Annotated in this window: 22 protein-coding genes and 1 rRNA gene; 11 read left to right on the top strand and 12 right to left on the bottom strand. The window is 58.3% G+C overall.

What is annotated here, in order from left to right:
* Positions 1–6: 6 nt before the first annotated feature.
* On the top strand, positions 7–1566 hold the full coding sequence (locus WKI84_RS00875; protein ID WP_337861622.1) for a vWA domain-containing protein: 1560 nt from the start codon (positions 7–9) through the stop codon (positions 1564–1566).
* Here WKI84_RS00875 and fsa read toward each other — a convergent pair.
* Genes fsa through WKI84_RS00860 form a run of 3 tightly spaced genes read right to left on the bottom strand, consistent with a single transcriptional unit; the run spans position 1563 to position 4886 of the window.
* Positions 1563–2228 carry a fructose-6-phosphate aldolase gene (gene fsa, locus WKI84_RS00870; protein ID WP_337861621.1) on the bottom strand — a complete coding sequence of 222 codons (666 nt, stop codon included), beginning with the start codon at positions 2226–2228 and terminating at the stop codon, positions 1563–1565. The genes WKI84_RS00875 and fsa overlap by 4 nt on opposite strands.
* Before the next feature lie 2 nt (positions 2229–2230).
* Positions 2231–3226: a transketolase family protein gene (locus tag WKI84_RS00865; RefSeq protein ID WP_337861620.1), complete on the bottom strand. Its 996-nt coding sequence runs from the start codon at positions 3224–3226 to the stop codon at positions 2231–2233.
* Positions 3213–4886 (bottom strand): ribulose-phosphate 3-epimerase, encoded by a 1674-nt coding sequence (locus WKI84_RS00860; protein ID WP_337861619.1) that lies wholly within the window; start codon positions 4884–4886, stop codon positions 3213–3215. The genes WKI84_RS00865 and WKI84_RS00860 overlap by 14 nt, the downstream gene beginning before the upstream one ends.
* A gap of 163 nt (positions 4887–5049) precedes the next feature.
* Between WKI84_RS00860 and WKI84_RS00855 the strand changes: the two genes are divergently transcribed.
* On the top strand, positions 5050–5472 hold the full coding sequence (locus WKI84_RS00855; RefSeq protein WP_337861618.1) for a hypothetical protein: 423 nt from the start codon (positions 5050–5052) through the stop codon (positions 5470–5472).
* Between the two features lie 7 nt (positions 5473–5479).
* Here the strand turns inward: WKI84_RS00855 and WKI84_RS00850 are convergent, their stop codons facing one another.
* The 3 genes from WKI84_RS00850 to WKI84_RS00840 form a co-directional block, all read right to left on the bottom strand.
* A complete protein-coding gene (locus WKI84_RS00850) occupies positions 5480–5842 on the bottom strand; it encodes a type II toxin-antitoxin system VapC family toxin (RefSeq protein WP_337861617.1) in 363 nt (120 codons plus the stop codon).
* 7 nt (positions 5843–5849) lie between these two features.
* The gene (locus WKI84_RS00845) at positions 5850–6071 is read right to left on the bottom strand and encodes a hypothetical protein (RefSeq protein WP_337861616.1); all 222 of its coding nucleotides are present in this window, start codon (positions 6069–6071) and stop codon (positions 5850–5852) included.
* 89 nt (positions 6072–6160) lie between these two features.
* On the bottom strand, positions 6161–6805 hold the full coding sequence (locus tag WKI84_RS00840) for a hypothetical protein (protein ID WP_337861615.1): 645 nt from the start codon (positions 6803–6805) through the stop codon (positions 6161–6163).
* Between the two features lie 114 nt (positions 6806–6919).
* On the opposite strand from WKI84_RS00840, the gene WKI84_RS00835 reads away from it, so the two are divergent.
* From WKI84_RS00835 to WKI84_RS00825, 3 genes are read left to right on the top strand one after another with little or no spacing between them, the layout of a single operon-like run.
* Entirely contained in the window at positions 6920–7384 is a 465-nt protein-coding gene (locus WKI84_RS00835; RefSeq protein WP_337861614.1) for a hypothetical protein, read from the top strand.
* 47 nt (positions 7385–7431) lie between these two features.
* On the top strand, positions 7432–8973 hold the full coding sequence (locus WKI84_RS00830) for a leucyl aminopeptidase (RefSeq protein WP_337861613.1): 1542 nt from the start codon (positions 7432–7434) through the stop codon (positions 8971–8973).
* A gap of 4 nt (positions 8974–8977) precedes the next feature.
* Positions 8978–9565: a hypothetical protein gene (locus WKI84_RS00825; RefSeq protein WP_337861612.1), complete on the top strand. Its 588-nt coding sequence runs from the start codon at positions 8978–8980 to the stop codon at positions 9563–9565.
* 14 nt (positions 9566–9579) lie between these two features.
* Here WKI84_RS00825 and rrf read toward each other — a convergent pair.
* Positions 9580–9699 (bottom strand): 5S ribosomal RNA (rrf, locus tag WKI84_RS00820).
* Positions 9700–9837: 138 nt separating this feature from the next.
* Here rrf and WKI84_RS00815 point away from each other — a divergent pair.
* The 3 genes from WKI84_RS00815 to WKI84_RS00805 all read left to right on the top strand — a co-directional run bounded on the left by WKI84_RS00815 (position 9838) and on the right by WKI84_RS00805 (position 14166).
* Positions 9838–11316 carry a hypothetical protein gene (locus WKI84_RS00815; protein ID WP_337861611.1) on the top strand — a complete coding sequence of 493 codons (1479 nt, stop codon included), beginning with the start codon at positions 9838–9840 and terminating at the stop codon, positions 11314–11316.
* Between the two features lie 117 nt (positions 11317–11433).
* Entirely contained in the window at positions 11434–13275 is a 1842-nt protein-coding gene (locus WKI84_RS00810) for a ribosome biogenesis/translation initiation ATPase RLI (RefSeq protein ID WP_337861610.1), read from the top strand.
* A 9-nt stretch (positions 13276–13284) separates the two neighbouring features.
* Complete coding sequence (locus WKI84_RS00805; RefSeq protein ID WP_337861609.1) at positions 13285–14166, top strand: class I SAM-dependent methyltransferase family protein; 882 nt, start codon at positions 13285–13287, stop codon at positions 14164–14166.
* Here WKI84_RS00805 and WKI84_RS00800 read toward each other — a convergent pair.
* Together WKI84_RS00800 and WKI84_RS00795 are read right to left on the bottom strand one after the other, a co-directional pair.
* A complete protein-coding gene (locus WKI84_RS00800; RefSeq protein ID WP_337861608.1) occupies positions 14129–14353 on the bottom strand; it encodes a hypothetical protein in 225 nt (74 codons plus the stop codon). The two genes, WKI84_RS00805 and WKI84_RS00800, sit on opposite strands and share 38 nt — an antisense overlap.
* An 82-nt stretch (positions 14354–14435) precedes the next feature.
* Positions 14436–14645, bottom strand: a complete 210-nt coding sequence (locus WKI84_RS00795; RefSeq protein ID WP_337861607.1) for a dodecin family protein — start codon at positions 14643–14645, stop codon at positions 14436–14438.
* A gap of 149 nt (positions 14646–14794) precedes the next feature.
* Here WKI84_RS00795 and WKI84_RS00790 point away from each other — a divergent pair, with 149 nt between their 5' ends.
* Complete coding sequence (locus tag WKI84_RS00790; RefSeq protein ID WP_337861606.1) at positions 14795–16360, top strand: hypothetical protein; 1566 nt, start codon at positions 14795–14797, stop codon at positions 16358–16360.
* A 17-nt stretch (positions 16361–16377) separates the two neighbouring features.
* Here WKI84_RS00790 and rimI read toward each other — a convergent pair whose 3' ends face one another.
* Together rimI and WKI84_RS00780 are read right to left on the bottom strand one after the other, a co-directional pair.
* Positions 16378–16875, bottom strand: a complete 498-nt coding sequence (gene rimI, locus WKI84_RS00785; RefSeq protein WP_337861605.1) for a ribosomal protein S18-alanine N-acetyltransferase — start codon at positions 16873–16875, stop codon at positions 16378–16380.
* A gap of 215 nt (positions 16876–17090) precedes the next feature.
* Positions 17091–17225: a hypothetical protein gene (locus WKI84_RS00780; protein ID WP_337861604.1), complete on the bottom strand. Its 135-nt coding sequence runs from the start codon at positions 17223–17225 to the stop codon at positions 17091–17093.
* A gap of 174 nt (positions 17226–17399) precedes the next feature.
* On the opposite strand from WKI84_RS00780, the gene WKI84_RS00775 reads away from it, so the two are divergent.
* On the top strand, positions 17400–18575 hold the full coding sequence (locus tag WKI84_RS00775; protein ID WP_337861603.1) for a site-2 protease family protein: 1176 nt from the start codon (positions 17400–17402) through the stop codon (positions 18573–18575).
* Here WKI84_RS00775 and WKI84_RS00770 read toward each other — a convergent pair.
* The gene (locus WKI84_RS00770; RefSeq protein ID WP_337861602.1) at positions 18559–19827 is read right to left on the bottom strand and encodes a hypothetical protein; all 1269 of its coding nucleotides are present in this window, start codon (positions 19825–19827) and stop codon (positions 18559–18561) included. The two genes, WKI84_RS00775 and WKI84_RS00770, sit on opposite strands and share 17 nt — an antisense overlap.
* Positions 19828–19890: 63 nt before the next feature.
* Here WKI84_RS00770 and pyrE point away from each other — a divergent pair, with 63 nt between their 5' ends.
* A complete protein-coding gene (pyrE, locus tag WKI84_RS00765) occupies positions 19891–20511 on the top strand; it encodes an orotate phosphoribosyltransferase (RefSeq protein ID WP_337861601.1) in 621 nt (206 codons plus the stop codon).
* Positions 20512–20514 lie beyond the last annotated feature (3 nt).

Genomic DNA, 20514 nt, shown 5'->3' with positions numbered 1-20514 from the left:
GCGATAATGCGCAACGACGTCCTGCTCGACATAGCCACGTTCCTTGCCCGCAGGTGGTCCGGAAACGACAGGACTGCCGTGGCAATAACTGCCGACAAGGCGCCGGCGACCAAGCCGGACAAGAGCCAGATATCGCTCCCTGCACTTTCGTATTACGTAGGCACCGACTTTCAGAGATACAGGCAGTGGCGCGTCGCCCTGTGGTACGAGTCGATGCGGATGCGCCACTCTAGCAAGGTGCTCTCAAACGAACACGCGTTCGGCTTTATCCTCAACACGCTTGAGACCAAGCGGATCGAGATCCTGGGGCTGCGTGACTGGGAGGGGATGGAAGGCGAGCTCATCTTTAACGAGGGCATATCGTGGCAGTCGCGCCAGCTCCTCAACACCATATATGGAAGGTACAAAGTTGCAGAGGCGTTTTCGCAGTATTTCCTCACCGGGTATGTAAAGGGCGAGCTTTTCGGCGGCGAGCTTGACAGGGTGCAAAGGGCTGCCGAATACGCCACCGAAATTGTAAACGAGGCGATAGCCGGCGGCCACGGCACCGGCTGGCTGGAGCAGCACGTCCCCAAACTGATAAAAATGCTGGAGCTGGATCCGCTCGTCTCGATACCCATTCTTGCCCCAAAGACCCGGATGGGCGCCTCGCTCACGCAGCAGAGCGACGTCCTCAAGCAGATAGAGAAAATAGTGCGCACCAGGAAAAAGGAGAAGGACGCGGAGGAAAAAGCAAAGGAGATCTATGACGGGACCGACGTGCTCAAAGAGTTCGAGGCGCTGGTCAAGGAGAGCAAAAAGACAGAGAACAAAGGCTATGACAGCCTCGAGAATTTCGGCCTGAGCGTGCCAGACAGGATGGACGTGGACGAGACGCGCCTCTATGATCTGGACCTGATACAGAAGGTAAAAGCAGCGTTCAGGGCGTGGAAGACCGGCTGGACCGAGAGGCACGACGACACGGGCGACGAGCTGGACGCCGAGGTGTTTGCCGAGTCGCTCCCAAAGCCGTTCCTGACCGACGTGAAACTGTCTATCAAGACCAAGGTGGTATTGCTGCTGGACCATTCAAGCAGCATAGCGGACGTCGAGCTGGAATACAAGCAGGCCACGGTCGCGCTCTGCGAGGCCCTCAGCTACCTTGGAGTCAAGTTTGCAGTTTACGCGTTTTCGACAGAGAACCGCCAGGTCAAGGCGTGGGTGGTCAAGCCCCCAAATGTAAAGTGGTCGCTCGTGTGCGCCCGCAGGCTGGCGCAGATAAAGGCAGTCGGCGGGACTCCGCTTGCAGAGGTGTACGCGCTCCTGCAGCCGGCGCTAAAGTCGTTCCGGCCCGACATCTTTGTAACGCTGACAGACGGCGAGCCTTCCGACTTTGACGCCGTGAGGGCCATGGTGCTGTCGTACAGGAAGGCCGGCGTCAAGATGGTCGCAATAGGGGTGGGGCGAAACCTCAACGACGCAGTAGGCATTGGACACAACCTGAAATACCTGAACTACGAGCGGGCGCTTGCAGTCAGCAGGCTGCAGGACATGCCCAAAAAAGTGATAGGGCTCCTGCGTTCCTAGAACGACAGGCCCGGGTTTTCCTTCTTTACCTTTTCCCAGTCTGCCAGGAATGTCGAAAGGCCCTTGTCTGTCAGCGGGTGCGCCATCATCTTGCCCAGGATGTCTGGCGGCAGCGTGACCACGTGGGCGCCTATCTTGCCGGCCTCCACCACGTGCATCGGGTGCCTGACGCTTGCCACCAGCACGTTCGTGTCGAACCTGTAATTGCTAAAAATCTGCACTATCTCTTTGATGAGCGTCATGCCGTCCTGCCCTGCGTCGTCCAGCCTGCCTATGAACGGGCTCACGTACGAGGCGCCGGCCTTGGCAGCAAGCACCGCCTGGTTTGCCGAAAAGACGAGCGTTACGTTCGTCTCTATCCCCTCCTCCTTCAGCTTTTTCACGGCCCTGAGGCCGTCTGCCACCATAGGCACCTTGACGACGACGTTCCTGCCGTATTTTTTCAGCCTGTGCGCTTCTTCGATCATGGTGTCGTAGGTGGTGCCCACCACCTCCAGGCTCACCGGCCCGTGCACAATGCGCACTATCTCGTGCATTATCTCGGCCGGATTGCCTTTCTCCTTTGACAGGAGGGTGGGGTTGGTGGTAACGCCGTCCACCAGCCCCATGTCGTTGTATTTTTTTATCGAGTCGAGGTTGGCCGTGTCGAGAAAGATCTTCATTGTTATTTCCTAGCCCTGCTCCTAGCTTCAACTACCGCCCTTGCTATTTCTGTTGCGGTCAGGCCGTACTGCTCCAGTAGCGCGTCTACTTCTTCATCGCGGGCCGACTCGCCAAACGTGTCGCGCACGCCCACGCGCCTTACCGGGACCGGGTATGTCTCGCCGACGGCTTCAGAGACCGCCGCGCCCAGGCCGCCGATGATGTTATGCTCCTCGGCAGTCGCTATTGCACCAGTCTCCTTGGCGCATTTTGCCACAAGCTCTGTGTCAATAGGCTTTATCGTGAACATGTCGACCACCCTTGCCGAGATGCCCTTTTCCTTTTTCAGCATGTCTGCAGCCTCTAACGCCTTTCCGACCATCAGGCCGCACGCTATTATCGTGGCGTCAGAGCCGTCTGCGACAAGCACGTTGCCCCTCCCTATCTTGAAATCAGACGCCGGCGTGGATTCAGGGTAGATTATCTCTGTCGTCGGTCTTGCAAGGCGCATGTAGAACGGGCCGGGCGTGTCTACCATCGCCTTTATCAAATGCTTCACCTGCACCGCGTCTGCCGGCACTATGACGCGCATGTTGGGCATCGCCCTCGTCGTGCTGATGTCCTCTATCTGCTGGTGCGACGCGCCGTCGGGGCCGACGGTGAGGCCGCCGTGCGAGACGACGAGCTTGACGCTCAGGTTCGGGTAGCATATGGCGTTGCGTATCTGGTCTACCGCCCTGCCGGGCACAAACGCCGCATACGTGCTTGCAAACGCTATCTTGCCGGCGATGGCAAGCCCCGCCGCGATGGAGACCAGGTTTGCCTCGGCGATGCCGACGTTGAACATGCGCTCGGGGTACTTGTCTCCAAATTTCTTTGTCTTGAGCGAGTCCGTGGTGTCGCCCCCGACGCACACTATTCTCGGGTCGGACTTGCCAAGCTCCACGAGGGCGTCGCCGTACGCGCCCCTCATGTCTATCATCTTTTTCTCGCCCGTGCTCTTGCTACTTGACAGCATTTAGCTCCTCCTCTATTTTCAGTTCGGAAGCATACGGTATCAGTATGTTCTTGCGGGCCTTCATCCAGTCTGCCTTGATCCCAAGGCGCGTGGCGTGGTCCAGCAACTTGCCCTCAAGCGCAACTGCCGCCTTGTGGCGAAGCTGTATTATCGCGCCGTGTATGTCGGCGTTGCCGTACACCGCGCTCCCTGCCACGAATATCCTTGCCCCTGCGTCGTACACCTGCTGGAGCGTGGTGGCGTCTATGCCGCCGTCCGCCTCTATGTAGCCCTTAAAGCCGTGCTCGCGGAGCTTCTTGTTGACTGCGACCATCTTGGGCAGAACCTCCGGCATGAATTTCTGCCCTGCAAAGCCAGGGTTTACAGACATCACTATTATGACGTCCAGGTCTGCGACGTGCGGGTAGAGCCACTCTGGCACCTCTGTCCTGGGGTTTATCGCAATCCCGGGGCTTATGCCGGCCGCGAGGCACTTTTCCTGCATCCTGACAAACTCGTCCTCGCTGCAAGCCTCTGCATGGACGGTGATGATGTCGCACCTTGCGTCGATGTATTCCTGTATGTGGTCTAGCGGCTTTTCGATCATCAGGTGCGCGTCGAACGGCAACGATGTGACGGGCCTCAGCTTTTTTATCGTGTCTGCAAAGAACGTGGTGTTTGGCACGAACTTGCCGTCCATAACGTCGAGGTGGATCATCTCGACGCCCTCCCGCTCGGCCTTCTTGATCTTTTGCTCGTAATTCTCCTTCTCGCCTGCGATTATCGAGGGCGCTATCAGGACCTCGCTCTCGAGCTCTTCAAGTATTATTGGCGTGTGCTTTTTCGGCGGCGCCTTGCCGTGCCACTGCGGGTTGTTTGCCATGTGGCGCACCCCGTTGCCCTTGACCGTGTTTGCCACTATCATGACGGGTTTGTCCTTTATCTGCGCCGCCCTGTTGAGCGCGTCTATCAGCTGCTCGACGCGGTGGCCGTCCACTTCAAACACCTGCCAGTTGAACGCCTCCCACTTGCCCTTGGTAGGGTCGAGGGGCATGATGTCCTCGGTAAAGCCGTCCTGCTGGATGCGGTTCCTGTCAAGGATGGCGACAATGTTGTCGAGCTTGAATTTTGCAGCGGCCATCGATGCCTCCCATATCTGGCCCTCGTTTGACTCGCCGTCGCCTATCAGCACATAGACGCGGCTTTTCTTGCTGTCAAGCCTGTTTGCAAGCGCGATTCCCACGCCGACTGAAAGCCCGATTCCCTCAGAGCCTCCCGAATATTCGACGCCGGGAACGCTGTGGTCTTTTTGGTGCTCGGAATGCCTCACGGGGTGGCCCTGCAGGCGCGATCCCAGCTTGCGGAGCGTCTTCAGCTCCTCGGGGGGGAAATAGCCTGCAACGGCAAGCGTCGAGTAAAAGCCGGGCGCCGAGTGCGCCTTGGAGTTTATGAAATAGTCGCGCTCCTGCCAGGCCGGGTTGGCAGGGTCGTGGCGCATCTTTCTGAAGTAGAGCGTGCCCATTATCTCGGCGGCCGAAAAGGAGGCGCCGGGGTGGCCGGAGCCTGCCTCGGCGATGCCCTGAATGGCCCACATGCGCACGTCGCGCACCTTCCTCTTGAGCTCGAGATAACGCATGTTAAAGCCCATAATTGTCACCAGCGGGTAAATCCACGGCAGCAAAAGCAGGCTCCGAGGAAAATAAAAAGATAGCTCTGCAAGCACGTCTGGCGCTTGGTTTGACAAAGCCAGAGAGTAGTTGTGGAGATTAGAAGAGGGGAGGAGGCTGTCTTAGAACTCGTGGCACCATGCTTAAAAGGGCCGGAATGCAAGAGTACAGCTGAAGTTGTCAGCCTCGCTCTTTGCCAGGCCGCTCTTGATATACGACGACAAGTGCTATTCATGCACCAAGTTTGCCAGGCTGGCCAGCGCGCTCTCCCGGGGCTGGATAAGGACTGCCGGCCACTATTACTCGCAGGAGGCAAAAGAGGCCAAAGCAACAGTCTTTCCGCAGGGCTACGACCCCACACGCATGTTCTGGCTCATAAACAGGAGCGGCGCGTTTGGCGCACGGTCCGGCCTGCCCCGCGTAGCCAAGGAGATAGCCGTAGGCTGGTTCAGGGGCGGCAGGGACAAAAACAATGACACGTTTGCGCCGGCGTGCGCGTACGACGGCACCTCGATGTCGTGCTACACGCCCACCAACGTTTTCAGGCGCCTAGCCACAATGCTCTCGCACGGCGCGTCGTTTACTTTTGCACGCGATTGACTCTATGCTAGGGAGCGATCCTGCGCTGCTCATCATCAAACGTCTTTAGCTCGATTCCAAGCTCCTGGGCAAGCGCCACAAAAGCGGCGTCGTAAAAGGTGCATCTTTTCTTGCAGGCAAGCTCGTAGGCTTTCCTTGCGATCTGCGCGTCCGGCTTTACAAACCTGATCGCGTTTGTGGATGCAAGCTCGAGCAGCAGCTCGATGTACTGCCTGCCGTCCTTCATGTCCTTCAGGACGACTTCATGCTTCCAGACGGCGTTCACTACCTCGTAGAGGGCAATGTCCGGGGCAACCATTGCCTCTCTTTCGAGCAAGGAGGCATCTCTGAGCAGCCCCTCTACGAGGTAGCTGCTGTCTGCGACAAACAACGCCTATCTACTGCCTGCCTCTGTCCTGCCTGATGAGGGAAACGTCTTCCGATGCCGTCGTGCTTGCGCTATCTGTTTTTTGAAGCTCCTTCAGCCTCTTGATTGTTTTCTTTGACTGCTGGGAGTCGAGGTACATCGCAATGGCCTCCTTTATGACGGACGAGATTCTGCCGTGCTTGCGCAGTGCGCTCTTGTCCTTCTCCGAGATCCTGACGCTTATTATCGTCATACATAATGTAATACGCCATATGCTATTTCAGTTTTTTCGGCTCGAGCAGACCTGTCAATGCTGGTTCCAGAATGATAGCGCGTTTGCTTTCAGGATGTGATGTGATCGTCAAGCGTCACGTGCTTGTCGAGTCCCACCAGCGGAGCCGCCTTGTCGCTGCGCACATACTCCTCAGAGATGCCGACTCTGTTGCCAGTCTTTTTGACAAATCCCTCCCTTTCCAGCATGTCAAGCGCCGCCTTGATCGGCTGGCGATTCTCTACTATCTTGGCTGGCAATAGGCTGTTCAGTTCCGCCTTGTGAAATGGCCTGTCCCGTGGGAGCTTGTCGAGCACCTGGTACAGCGTCGAAGAGTGGTCCTGCAAGCTTCCAAGCGAGATCCTGCCGGGCCTTCCCGAGCCGCGTGTCACGAGCGCAAGGTACTTGCCGTCGTTTTTGTTGTAATAGTAATAGTATTTGCCCCTGACGCCCTTGATCACCTTTGACGCTTCGCGCGTATCGACCAGCTCGTACCCTTCTGGGACATAATTCTTTAGCATAGTAGAGTCGTCAACCGCCGCCGCGGCAGAGCCGTCACTTGGGGTTATTATTATCTCGACAACGCCGTTTGACAACACAAGCTTCAGGTTCTTTGGCAGGTCGTCAAAGCCGGTTATAGGCGTCCTGTTGCCCTCCTGATAAATGCGATACTGCCGGAAATTGGCTATCTCGACTTCTCCATTCTGTATGGCCATGCTGTGCTGTCCTACGCCTATTATTATGGACACAGTGAGGGTATGAAGGCACGGCTATTAATGCTTTGTTACAGCAACAAAAGCTTTATAGCTATGCCTAAGCTTAAACGAGCTATGATAAGCGTACGCGTAAAAACACAGCTGCTGGAAATAGCCGTAGCATCCGACAATTCGAGCCTGGGAGAAGTGGTCGAGGCCGCGATAAAGGTGGGCCAGTCGCAGCCAGTCCAGGCAAGCCTCCAAGAGCCAATAATCCTAAAGCAGTTGCCAATCCAAGCTGAACTGCCTTCGTTTTTGCAGCCTGGCAACGGCCCTGCCGAGCAGAGGCAACAACAAAAGAAAAAGCCGGCAGGCGGCAAGGGCGAGCGCGTTATAGCGTATGAAAAGATACTTGAGCTAAAGTCAAAGGACTTTTTCAGCGGCAGCAGCAAGAATTTTGCCGAGATCCAGTCCGCCCTGTCGACGATGGGTTACACCATAAAGAACAACAGGCTCGGCGACGCACTGTTAAAGCTGGTAAGGGATGGCCATCTGGCAAGGGAAGGAGAAAAGAACAGCTACGTCTACCGTGCTCCCTGAAACAACAAGAGATGAATTAAAATAACAATGCGGCAGCCTTTTACCGCATGGCCCAGATCAAGGTAGAGAAGGCGAAAATCGACCAGAAGCAGACCTCGCTTCTGGTAATAGGCGTCTTTGAAAACGAGCAGGACTTTTCGCAGTCAAAAGAGCTCGATCCGTCCGTCCTCATGTACATAAAGGCGGCCATCGACAACAAGGATTTCCGGGGCACTTTTGGCTCAAGCATCCTTGTCTACACTCTGGGCAAGGGCCCAATGCAAAAGATCCTGGCGCTGGGCCTTGGCAAGCGCGAGAAATTCACAGACGAGATGGCCCGCATATGCGCCGGCAAGGCCGCGCAAAAGGCAAAGGAGCTTGGCACCCGCGAGTTTTCCATCCTCCAGTTTTCAAACCTCGACGAGGGGCTGATCGAGGCTATGACCGAGGGCATCGCCCTTGCGCTCTACTCGTTTGACAGGTACAAGGCGCAGGACAAGGAAACGCAGAGGGTGGAGGAGGTGACAGTCCTGATAAACTCGGACTCGCCCCGGTTCCAGATGATAGCCGAGAGGGCCAGCCACGTCGCAGAGGCCGTCAACTTTGCCCGCGACCTTGGCAACCTGCCGCCAAACGACTGCCCGCCGGCGCACCTTGCAAGCGTGGCGCTGTCGCTTGCTGCCGAGTACGGCATGAAAGCGCGAGTAATTGACCGCTACGAGCTTGAGAACATGGGCATGGGAGGCATCGTTGCAGTCGGCAAGGGGAGCAACAACCCGCCGAAACTGATAATACTGGAATACACCGGCGCCGCTGCCGCCGACGCAAGGCCATACCTGCTTGTGGGCAAGGCAGTCACGTTCGACACGGGCGGCATATCGCTCAAGCCGGGCGACAAGATGGACGAGATGAAGTTTGACAAGTGCGGCGGGTGCGACGTGCTTGCGATACTGCGTGCTGTAGCCTCGATGAAGCTGGCAGTCAACGTGGTGGGCATCGTGCCTTCAGTCGAGAACATGCCGTCGAGCACCTCCTACCGCCCCGGCGACATCGTCAGGATGTACAACGGCAAGACGGTGGAAGTGTTGAACACGGACGCAGAGGGCAGGATGATACTTGCAGACGCGCTGGCATACGGCATAGCCACGTACAACCCAAAAGCAGTCATCGACATGGCGACGCTGACAGGCGCTGCTATAATCGCGCTTGGAGCCAACGTGGCGGCGCTCATCGGCAACAACAAGCAGCTGACCGACCGGGTGCGCAGGATGGCCGAGAAGGCGGGCGAGCGCATGTGGGACCTGCCGCTGTACGACGAGTTCCACGAGCAGATCAAGAGCCCGTTTGCAGACATCAAAAACGTAGGCGGAAGGCCGGGAGGCGCCATCACGGCCGCGGCGTTCCTGTCAAATTTTGTCACAAACGTGCCATGGGTGCACATGGACATTGCCGGCACCGCATGGACGCAGGACGGCACGTACGAGAGGAGCTACAACCCCAAGGGCGCTACCGGCTTTGGCATACGCACCCTTGTGAAATTGCTGATGGAAGAGGAAAAGCCACAACAGCAACAGCAACAACAACAGCCTGCGTCTCAATCATCCCCATAGTAGCGTGACAAAGGCCATGCCCGTGTTCCAGCTTGACAAACTCGTCGACGCGCTTGCCGAGCTTGGGTATCCTTGCCGGGAAGGCGACATGGCATCAGACGTCAGGCCGGACAGGCAGCCCTACTATGAGCGGTGGCTGAAAAACCGCGACGGCTTTGTCACCATGGAGCGCGGCAACATCAGCTACATCGGCATCGAGGAGGTGGTGAGGATGGGGCCGTTCTTCAATGTCTATTTCCTGGTTGAAAACGACTCGCTTGCTGACAACGACAGCAACGCCCACAACCTGGTGGACACAGCCCCCTACTATCGGCTGCAGAACGGCAGGCCGGCAGACCTTGGCTGGAGCGGCGGCGTGCTTTCAAACCTGCTTGCAGCAGATCCGGAGCTGTCGCAGGAGCTTGCCAGCAACATCATGAAGGAGGAGTTAAAGAGGATGAGGGTCAGGGCGGGCAACTATTGCTGCGTGATAGAAACCGGGGCGTGGGACCCAGCCGGCATCGCCTCGATATTTGGCATGGTGGACAGGATCGGGGCGCACGCGCGCAAGCTGCTAAAGCAGGTGCATTTCGGCGAAGAGATGGGCGTTTAAGAATGGAGAAAAGATGATGCCAGCACTGCTGCTTCCCGACCGCTCACGCAGATCAGTAACACAGCAGCGACGGCAGGTTTGACTTCCGGGTTCGGAATGGGACCGGGTCGCACCCTGCCGCTATGACCGGCTTACCCTCTTTTCCGCAGAGGGGTTAATTTAACCTTGTGCCGACACTGCCATGCCACGCCGTGCTCATTGTCTGCAATGAGAACAGGGCAAGAGAAATGGCTCGCCTGAATAAATACGGTCAGGGCAAACTTTTCGAGGTTATGAGAAACAGTAGCAGTAGCAACGATGACGGTCATGGTGCCAGCCAGACTTTTCTTTTTGCCGGCATCATGCTTGCCGCCGCGCTTTTGGCATCGGTAGCGACAATGCCCCTCTCCTCTGCGTACGCGCAGGAAGACGAAGAAAGAGAAAGCGACAAGAGCTTCAAGATAAAGAGCTTTGGGATGGACAAGAGCGGCAATCCCTATCTCACCGTCAAGGGGATGGCAGGGGAACAGGTGCCGCACGAGCCCGGGCAGGTGTTTGCATACGCGTTTGTCACGGACGCAGGGCTCTATGCGGCGACCTCCCACGCCGGAAACGACACGCCGGGAGAGGAGCACGACGACTTTGAATGGCATTCGCACAGAGTAGAGCTTGACGGCAGCAACGGCTGCATCGTCTCCATAACGCCGGAAGGCGACGCCGTGCTTGCCACAAACCGCGTCACCCTTTCAGGGACGGGCGCAACCTCTGTTTCAAAGGTGATGACTGCCGAGTTTGCAGAGACGGATGGCAATACCTGCCTTGTCCGCGTGTTTGACCAGGCCGCCAAGTCAAAAGAGCCCAAGAACGACACCGGCGTCCTGCTCTACACGCACGGCAACATGCACAACGAGCACGGCACGCCTGAAATGGACAGGATGGTGGCGATGGAAAGGACGATTGAAAAGCAGTTCAAGACCCCTGCAGAAGTAATATTCCACATGCCGTACAACTGGGACCGGGGGCTGCTGTCGCTTGACAGGGACGCCAGGTACGCTGTCTTTATGTACACCGACATGTTTGGCCCCAACTCGACTGTCATACACAATATCACAAGGGGCATTTTCGGCGGCATATCGCAGTACAACTATTGCCCTGGCGTGCCGATGGGCGGCGGGGCATGCATGTACATGGGCCAGGTGACGAGGCCCGAGCCGACAAACGGCCAGACCGTGCTGGTGTTTGCCGAGCCTGCCCGGCCCGACCACCCGACGCTGAGGAACATCTTTGTCAAGCAGGCCAAGGCAGTCAGCGAGAACCCCAAGACCGAACTGCTCGTCCTCGTCGGCCACGGCGCAAGATCCAACGCAAACGACCTTACCCAGCAGCAAGAGCTTTCAAACGCGGCGGCGTTTGTCGAGAAAAAGCTAAAGTTTGCAGATTCAGTCGGAGTCACTGCAAGGGAGGACTGGCCGGGCCTGTCGCCTGCCGCGGTGCAGGGCGCGGTGGCAAAGGTAAAGGCCATGATGGCGCAGACCGGCGCAACCAGGGTCGTCCTGGTGCCTGCCACCGGCAGCGGGAGCGGCTTTAACATGGTCGCAAGCGCCCTGGCGCAGGAAGGCATCAGCTTTGTGCGGGCTCCAGACCCTCTGCCGCTTGGAGAAAAAGAGTTTGCCGAGTGGTCGGCGCAGGTGATGAGGGAGACGATGGAGTTTATCAAGAAGGAAAAGCCCACGCAGGCCGCCATCACGCCGTACTGGAGCAGGACGTACTGACCGACCGACCGGCTGACCGACTGGCGGGGTTTCTTCTCCCGCCCCGCTCTTTTTCTCTGCCTTTTCCGGCTTTTTTGCTTCTGCCGGCCGAAATCTGCAAATCTATATAACGCATTTGTGCCGCAGTTTACCTGCAACAAGAACATGGGCAATAACGACGATCCGTCGTCCACGCACCGCGTCGCTGTGATGGACTATGAGCTGTGCCAGCCCAAAAAGTGCAACCTGGAGTGCATCATCTACTGCCCGGTGAACAAGACGGGTGGCCAGTGTATAGTGCAGAGGCCGGAGGACAACAAGGCGCTCATATCAGAAGACCTGTGCACGGGCTGCGGAATATGCATCAAAAAGTGCCCGTTCGACGCCATCGTGATCGTCAACCTGGCAAAGGAGCTGACCGAGGACAAGATACACCAGTACGGCGTCAACTCTTTTCGCTTTTACCGCCTGCCCACGCCCAAAAAGGGAGCGGTGGTCGGCCTCGTCGGGCGCAACGGCATGGGCAAGTCCACCATCGTCAACGTGCTGTCGGGCACGCTCAAGCCCAACCTTGGAAAATACGACTCTGAAGACCCGTCGTGGGACGCAGTGCTCAAGCACTTTCAGGGCACCGAGCTGAAGCAGCATTTCGAAAAGATAGCGACGGGCCAGATGCGGGCGTCCATCAAGCCGCAGCTAGTTTATCTTATACCAAAGGCGTTCAAGGGTACTCCCAAAGAGTTGCTGGCAAAGTACGACGAGCGCAGGGTGGCAGACAAGCTTGTGGTCCAGCTTAGGCTGCAGAGCATACTTGACCGCGACCTTGCCACGCTCTCTGGGGGCGAGCTCCAGCGCCTTGCAGTCGCAGTCGCGGCTGCCAAGGACGCCGAGTACTATTTCTTTGACGAGCCATCGTCTTACAACGACGTGTACCAGCGCCTTGAAGTTGCAAAAGTGATGCGCGACCTTGCCGCCGAGGGCAAGAGCGTGATGGTGGTCGAGCACGACATGACGCTCCTCGACTATTTGTCCGACTATATCCATATACTGTACGGCGAGCCGGGCGCGTACGGCATCGTCTCGTCGCTCCAGAGCACCAAGGTCGGCATAAACAACTTCCTCGAAGGCTTTTTGCCTGCCGAGAACGTCAGGTTCCGCGAAAAGGCGTTCCGCTTTGACATTTCCACGTCCGAAGACAGCATGGTGCAGGAGGTCGCAGTCGCAAGCTACTCAGACCTCCAGAAGGCGTTCCCCTCGTTCAAGCTGCAGGTCGCGTCGGGCAAGATACGCAAGGGCGAAGTCGTTGGCATCGTGGGCGCAAACGCGCTTGGCAAGACCACCTTTATGCGCATGCTGGCAGGGGTGGACAAGCCGGACGCCGGCACGATAGACATCGGCGCAAAAATATCCTACAAGCCGCAGTACCTGAACCAGGAATACGACGGCGACGTGCGCTCCCTGCTCTACACGGCGTACCAGGCGCCGGTAGAGATGTCGCCGGCAGAGGAGCAGATTTTGATACCGCTTGGCGTCAAAAAGCTGTACGAAAAGGGCGTGCGCAACCTGTCGGGGGGCGAGCTGCAAAAGGTCGCAGTCGCCGCGTCGCTCTTGCGCCAGGCCGACATTTACGCGCTGGACGAGCCGTCGGCGTTTCTGGACGCCGAGGACAGGATAGCAGTCGCCAAGTTCCTGCAGCGGTTCGTCAGGGCGCAGGGCAAGTCGGCCATAATCATCGACCACGACCTGCAGCTCATCGATCTCGTTTCGGACACGCTCGTGATATTTGAGGGCGAGCCGGGCGTGGCAGGCACCGCGACTGCTCCAATGCGCAAGGAGGATGGCATGAACCGCTTTTTGAAGGCGCTTTCGATAACATACCGCCGCGACGAGACCACCGGCAGGCCCAGGGTCAACAAGGAAGGCGGCCGGCTCGACAGGGAGCAAAAGGACTCGGGCAACTATTACTATGTGAAGCAGTAGGCGAAAGATATGCCACACATGCTCAAGACGGTGCTTGCCGGCGTCCTTGCTCCGGAAGAGGCCGCGCAGCTCTATTCTGCGTTTGACCAGGTGGGCGACATCGTCATAATCAAGGTGCCCGACGGCCTTGCGGACAAGAAAAAGCTGATCGCAGAGGCGATACTTGCAAACGTCAAGACCGCCAGGGCGGTGTTTGCGCAGGCGTCGGCGGTGAGGGGCGATTTTCGGGTGCGCGACCTTGAGCACCTGGCAGGCGAGAACAGGACGGTCACGGAATACAGGGAGCACGGCTGCCGGTTCAAGGTGGACGTGGCAAGGGCGTATTTCTCGCCCCGGCTCTCTACCGAGAGGCAGAGGATAGCAGACCTGACGCAGGAAGGCGACGTGGTGGTGAACATGTTTGCCGGCGTGGGCACCTATTCAATCATAATAGCAAAAAAGGTCAGGACGGCCCGGGTCTACAGCATCGATTCAAACCCTGTGGCAAACAAGCTGTGCATCGAAAACGCCCGGCTGAACAAGGTGCAGGACCGCGTGGTGCCCATATGCGGCGACGCGTCTGCGGTGATCGCAGGCCAGCTTGGCGGCGTTGCCGACAGGGTGCTTATGCCCCTGCCAGAGCGGGCAAAAGAGTTTATCGAGCCTGCCGTGCTCGCACTGAAAGAAACAGGGGGCACGGTGCACTATTTTGCGCACGTCAAGGCCGACGGCAAGAAGGAGGCCAGGGCGTCCGGCGAGCAGGACGCGCACGACGCGTTCCGCAAATACGACCACGGCGTAAACGCGGTGACGGTGGTAAGGGAGGTCGGCCCTCGAATCTACCAGATAGTCGCCGACGTGCATGTGGCGGCGGTCAAGAAGGCGCCTGCTCTTCCTGCCTGGGCGCCGTGAGCATGGTGTAGCCTATCCAGCCAAGGACTGCAAGCAGTATCCCCACGGCCGCGACCATCGTCGCCTGCATGACAACCATGCTGTACTGGGTCCCAAACATGACATAAGCATAGATGAAAAATGCTACCACCGCGGTAACAAGAAGGGCCGCGCCAGCTCCCCTGTTGCCCTTCCGCTTGACATCCATGGGCATCCGGCAAGCGCCGGCATCTTATCAATATTCCCCTCCCGCTCGTTCTTTCTGACGCTTCGGTTGCAGTAGTTGGCGGCTAGCCTTCCTTTCTCCTGACCTTGAAGGCGACCCTCATGACTGCCTGGTACTCGACTATCTTGTCGTTGCTCACGATGACGTTCATCTTGACCACCTCGGCGGTGCGTATGTCCTTGACAGTCATCGCCGTCTCGGCTATCGCGTTCTGGACCGCGTCCTCGAAGCTCTTGGTCGACTCGCCCAGGATGTCAATGTACTTGAAGACCATATGCGCTGTTCCTACACGGGAGGGGCGCTTTTAAAGCCACCTGCGCTCCCTCACGTTGATTAGCCAGAAACAGCGAAAAATCATAAAAATAGCTTACACTAGAAATTCTAACAAAATTTACATAGAAGCAGCATCCAACAAAAGTTGCCTTGGACTTTAAAAACAGGCTGATCCTGTTTTTCATACTGATTGCGGTCATACCCATAGCCGCGCTATCTGTCGTGTTCACGGTGGCCGTGATCGAGTTCAAGGGGCAGATCTCTAACGTCTACGACGGCTTTGTGTCCAACGCAAATATGCTACAGGCGGACAGGGCCGGCCTGCTGAGCATAAGGGCCGACCTTGTCCAGTACACGGCCGCGCAGGACTCTGCGTCCAAGTCGTCTGCCATCTCGCACATGCAGCAGCAGGTAAAGGGCGCCCTGTCGGAGGAGAACACGGTGGCGGCAGGAGGCTACAAAAAGATAGGGGACCTGCCAGGCCGCTTCTCGGCGCCAGGCGCCTTTGCGCAGCAGGAGCAGCGGCAGCCGGCGGGTAGCTTCAACATATCTGCACTGGCCTCTGAAGAGACCATCCTTGTCAGCAAGATAGCGCAGCAGTGGAAGGACTACTCGGCCAAGGTGGACGACCTTGCGATACTCTCGTCAAGCCCCGCCTTTGCGCAGCAGGCGTCGGCGGCAGCCGGTCAGCTGATCGTGCTCACGGACAGGCTCGTCGAGTCGTACGACGCGCTGATAGAGCTCAACGGCAAGATAGGCGACGCGGCAAAGGCGCAGTCGCAGGCGGTGATGCAGTCGGCCTTCTTTTACGGCGGGCTGGCCTCGGCTATATCTGCCGCGTGCGCCACCGCAGCGGCCATACTCGTCTCAAAGAGGGTGGTGCTTGGCGACCTAGTGAGGATGAGCAAGCTCGACCTCGTGGAGACGACGCTGCGCGACCTCATCGGCGGCGGCGCAGACTCGCTTGTGAACGTGGTAAAGAGCCAGATGGCAGAGGAGGGGGATTACCGCGACCGCGCACCTTCAAGGCCGGAGGCCGAGTCTGCAGTGCTCCAGCCAGACGAGGACGGCAGTGGCGACGACGTGGTGATAGGCGCCAAGGCAAGGGCGGCGGCAGACGCCCAGTCTGCGCAGCAGCAGAGGAACAGGCAGGCCCGCCACACCCGGGCATTCATCGAAGAGCAGGTGATGGACAGCGGGGAGGCAGGCGAGGGGCGGCAGCAGCAAGAACTGCCAGAGCTCAAGGGCAAGCTGGTCATGATAAACGCGGGCAGCAACAGCCGGCCGTCGCCTGCCGCTGCAAAGGCGCTTGACAGCCTGTTTGCAAGCCCGAACCTCACCGTCCTCACAAGGAAGGGGAGCAACATCTACCACAGGGCGCCAGGCAGGGCGCTGGTATGGGTGTTTGCACAGGAGCAGGATTCCAAGAGAAAGGGCGAGCCGCAGCGCGTTGTGCCCGCCGCCGACGAGGCCAAGCTGGCGCAGGCGATAGAGGACATTGTCAGCGACAACCCGTCTGCCGTGGTTCTGCTGGACAGCGCGACCGAGCTGATATACACGCTTGGTTTTGAGCGCGCCTTCTCGCTCCTCCGGCGGGTGTCCGAAGTCGTCTCGTCCTACGAGAACGCAAGCGTGGTGGTGCTCATCAACAAAAAGGCGCACGAGGCCAGGGTGATAGAGGCCATAGCCCACGTGGCAAACGGCTTTATAGATTGACTGTGAAAAAGAAAAAATCAGCTGAGCTCTAGCGCCATCAAAAACGCGTCCTCGCCGTCGCGGTAGTACGAGCGCAGGCGCGATTTCGTGTCGAATCTCAGCTTCTCGTACATCCTGATGGCGCCGGTGTTGCTGGCCCTGACCTCAAGGTATATCTCGTCGGCCTTTCTCTGCAGCACGCCGTTGATGCCTTCGAGCATCAGGGCCTTGCCGAGCCCCTTGCCCCTGTGTTCCTCAAGCACCGCCACAGACACGACGTGGCCCTTTTTCACAAAGCCCAGCTTGCGGAAGTTTGAAAAGCCAAACTCGAGCTTGCACATGATGTAGCCGACTATTTTGCCGTCCAGCTCGGCCACTATGAACGCCTCTGGCAGCTCGTGCAGTATCGACTCAAAGAAATAGTCAGAGTAATGTTCCGGAAGCGCCGCCATGTTGATGTCTATAACAGCCGGGATGTCCTTTTCTTCGCACCGGCGTATGACATAGTCGCCCACTTTACGCAGCGCAGTCTGCAAACTGGCAATAAATTGGAAACGTCATTATTTAACCTTACAGACGCCGGCGGCGTGCTTGCTCGGATTACCGGCACGGCCGCTATGGCAGCAACAACAATGTGTATGCGCCCCGGATAAAACAAAAGAAACGGGAAAAAGAAAGTGCTAGCGGTGCCGCCAGTTAGTTAGTGCCTCTTTCTCCCGTAATGGGCGCCCTTCATGCCGTACCCGCCGCACTAGCTGCCTTTGATCTCGACGACGTCATCCGAGTATGATAATATCTCTTTGAGCGTTTCCGGGCTAAGCTTCTGATTCGTCACGTAGTGGGTTCCGTTGTCAAATATCGCGGGAGCCATGCCCGTCCTGTCCATGATGTACTGCCTTGCGGCCTCGACATCTATATGCCCTCCTTCGTGAACACCTCAATCGTGTACGGCTTGGGCTCCTTTGAAGCCTCCTCCCTTTCGAGAAAGTCGTCAATCTGCGTTCCTGAAAGAGGAATTTGGAACAAGCTTTTAATTCGATTGCTGTCAATTATTCACGGAGTGACGGCGCTCTACCTCAACGGCGACTATTCCCGGGTTGTGCCGGTCGTGTCTTCGCTTTTCACCGTGCTTGACATGCAGAGGCACCCTAGCGGCGACGCCGTCCGGTTCCTGATAGCCGAAAAGGAGGTGTCGGGCAAGTTTGAAAAGCTCCTGGCGGAGCTGCGCAAGATGGGCATGATAGCCACTGCCAAGAAGGCCCGCTACTCGTCGAGGCTCATGCCGACGCTTGCCTCTGCCAACCTCACGGTGGACGACGGGGTGGTGATAACCGTGTCAAAGATCGTGGCAGCCGGCAGGCCAAAGAACAGGTACCTCCTGCCGCTGCCGGCGATACTGTTCATTGCCACCATCGCAGTCGTCTTTGTAGACGGCATGTTCAGGGCAGAGTCGGACTTTGCCCGGGCGTTTGTAAGCGACCCCGTCCTGCTGGCCGCAGTCTATACCATGTCGCTTGTTGGCATACTGGGCGTGCACGAGATGGGCCACATGATAGCAAACAGGCGGCACGGTATCCGCGCATCGTGGCCCTACTTTATCCCCGGCATCCCCGGCCTTTTCATACCAACGTTTGGGGCCATGATACTCACCCGCAGCAACATGACCAACCGCAACGTGCTCTTTGACGTGGGCATTTCCGGCCCGATAGCCGGCCTCATAGTCACCATAGTGGTCTCTATCTACGGCTCGTCGATATCGGTGCTGATACCTGCCGACCAGGCGGCCGACCTCATCAACAATTTCCAGCTGGTCGAGGTGCGCAGCAGCATACTGATGATGGCCACGCTAGAGCTCACCGGCAACGGCGAGGCAGGAGGCGGCGACGCCGTGCTTGTCATGTCGCCCGTGCTCTTTGCCGCGTGGGTGGGCTTTTTCGTCACGTTCCTCAACCTGATGCCGGCGGCGCAGCTGGACGGCGGCCACATCGTGCGCTCGACCCTTGGCGTCAGGTGGCACAGGATACTGACGTACAGCAGCATAGGCGTCCTGATAGGGCTGCAGTACTACGTCATGGCCATCCTCGTGCTCTTTATCGCGTCGAGGGCGCCGGAGAGCACGCCGCTTGACGACGTGACGCCGCTTTCGAAAAAGCGCAGGGCGCTGTTCTGGGTGGCCATGGCGCTTGCCGTGCTGTGCGCGCCGCTGCCTGCCGACGTGTTCAGGCTGCCGTTCTGAGCGCCACCACATCGGCGTCGGACACCACCAGGCCCTTGTGGCCCCTGCCGTGCCTGGCGAGAAGCTTTTCGTGCGCGTCCTTGACCCCTGTGTAGGTTGTAAAGCCAAGCTTTGTTGCATAGTAGTTGGGCAGGCTCGACACAAGGCCAAGCTCGTACCTCTGCTTCAGCTCGTGCATGTACACCAGGTGTTCAAGCCCTTCGACGTAGGACGATGATGATGATGATGGTGATGGTGGTGGGAGCATCAACTGCTCGGGCCTGAGCCTGCCTTCCACAAACGCCTGCAGCGCGCCGCCGCCAAGCCCTTCGCGACATTCCGCCAGGAGCACCGCAGTCCCGCCCTCTCTGGCCGCGTGCACGCAGTTCCAGAGCGAGTTGAGGGCGCCGGCAAGCGTCGAGTGGACGCCCGGCTCGCCTGACGCGCTGACTATCAGAGACCTCGTGCGCTCGCAGTCTATTGCCGAGATCGACCTTAGCTGGTCGACAGCCTTTGAAAACGACTCGCCGACAGAGCCGCCGACATGCACGCCGGCAATCCCGGCGCTGCTTGCGACCATCTCTATTGAAGTCACAGCCGGCCTCCCTGCTGCTTCGGCCGCCTCCGCTCCATCCAGACTATCCGCTGCCGTCGCAAGCGCCACCTTGAGCGGCTCCCCCTGGACGCCGGGCGCCGGCATGTTTCCGCTGCGGGCGGCAAACGCCTCTGCCATCCTGCCTGGATAGAGGGCGCGCACAAGCGCCGTGGGTGCGCCGGCAAACCCAAACAGGGGGTCGTACGCCACCTGGGATACTGTTACCACGCTCTGGAATTTTGAGAGCCTGTCCGGAAACGACGACTGCTGCTGGTAGTCTATGCGGTTCACCGATACCGTTGCCGCTGCCGCCTGCTGCTGTTGTTGTTGTTGCTGCCGTCCTGCCTCTCCTCCCTCTTCATGCTGCTGCGGCGTCAGCTGCGCCCTGAGCGAGCTGGCAAACCTGGCTGGCACGTCCACCGTGACTGCAAATCCCTTTGCCCTGGCCGCGCCTGCGATTGCGCCGACTGCGCGCGCGGCGGCCTTTGACGGTGAAAGCGCAAGGATGAGCATGTTGTCCGTGACAGGCACCGAGTCGAGGGCCGCCTTTATCTGCTCCTCCGGCATTGGCGCAAAACCTGCAGCAGCCGCTGCCGGCGAGACGTGGCCTGCCAGGTTCTCAAACCTGATGTCGAGCACCACGTCGGTCGTGCCGTACCTGAGCCAAATCTCCGGCATGTGCTACCGCATGCGCCCCAGCAAGAAAGATAAAATAATTGAGCTATTATACTTTGTACCCAGTTGCATCAAGACTTTACGCTTGAATTCGCCTCCTTTCTGCTAAAGAGCAACGCCCTGCGCTTTGGGGCGTTCACGCTTGCCTCCGGCAAGCCAAGCCCGTACTACATCGACCTGCGCATGCTCCCGAGCTTTCCAGAGCACTTCCGCCTCACCGTGAACGCGCTAAAGGTTGCGGCCGGCAAGATGAAATTTGACGTGCTTGCCTCTGTCCCGACATCGGGCCTCGTGTTCGGCTCGGCGCTTGCCTACGAGATGTCCCGGCCGTTTGTCTATGTGCGCAAAGAGTCCAAGGGGTACGGCACGAGCAAGCTTGTGGAAGGCCACATGCCGTCCGGATCGCGCGTGTTGCTAGTCGACGACGTGGCAACTACGGGCACGTCGGTGAGCAACGCAATCGACGTTATCCGGGCAAACGGCGGCATAGTCGAGGACGTACTTGCAGTCGTCAGCAGGATGGAAGGCGCCGAGGAAAAGCTAAAGGGGTCCGGCGTAAAGCTGACTGCAATCATGACCATCCAGGACATCGTCAACTCGCTCCACGGCGCCAGCCTGATAGACGACGCCACGCTGGACTCGGTCATAAAGCAGGTGGCCGGGAGTGGCGAGTACGAGGCCGACTGATTA

The organism is Nitrososphaera sp. (assembly GCF_037447015.1).
GTDB lineage: Archaea > Thermoproteota > Nitrososphaeria > Nitrososphaerales > Nitrososphaeraceae > Nitrososphaera.
This window is presented reverse-complemented; position numbering and strand designations above follow the sequence as displayed.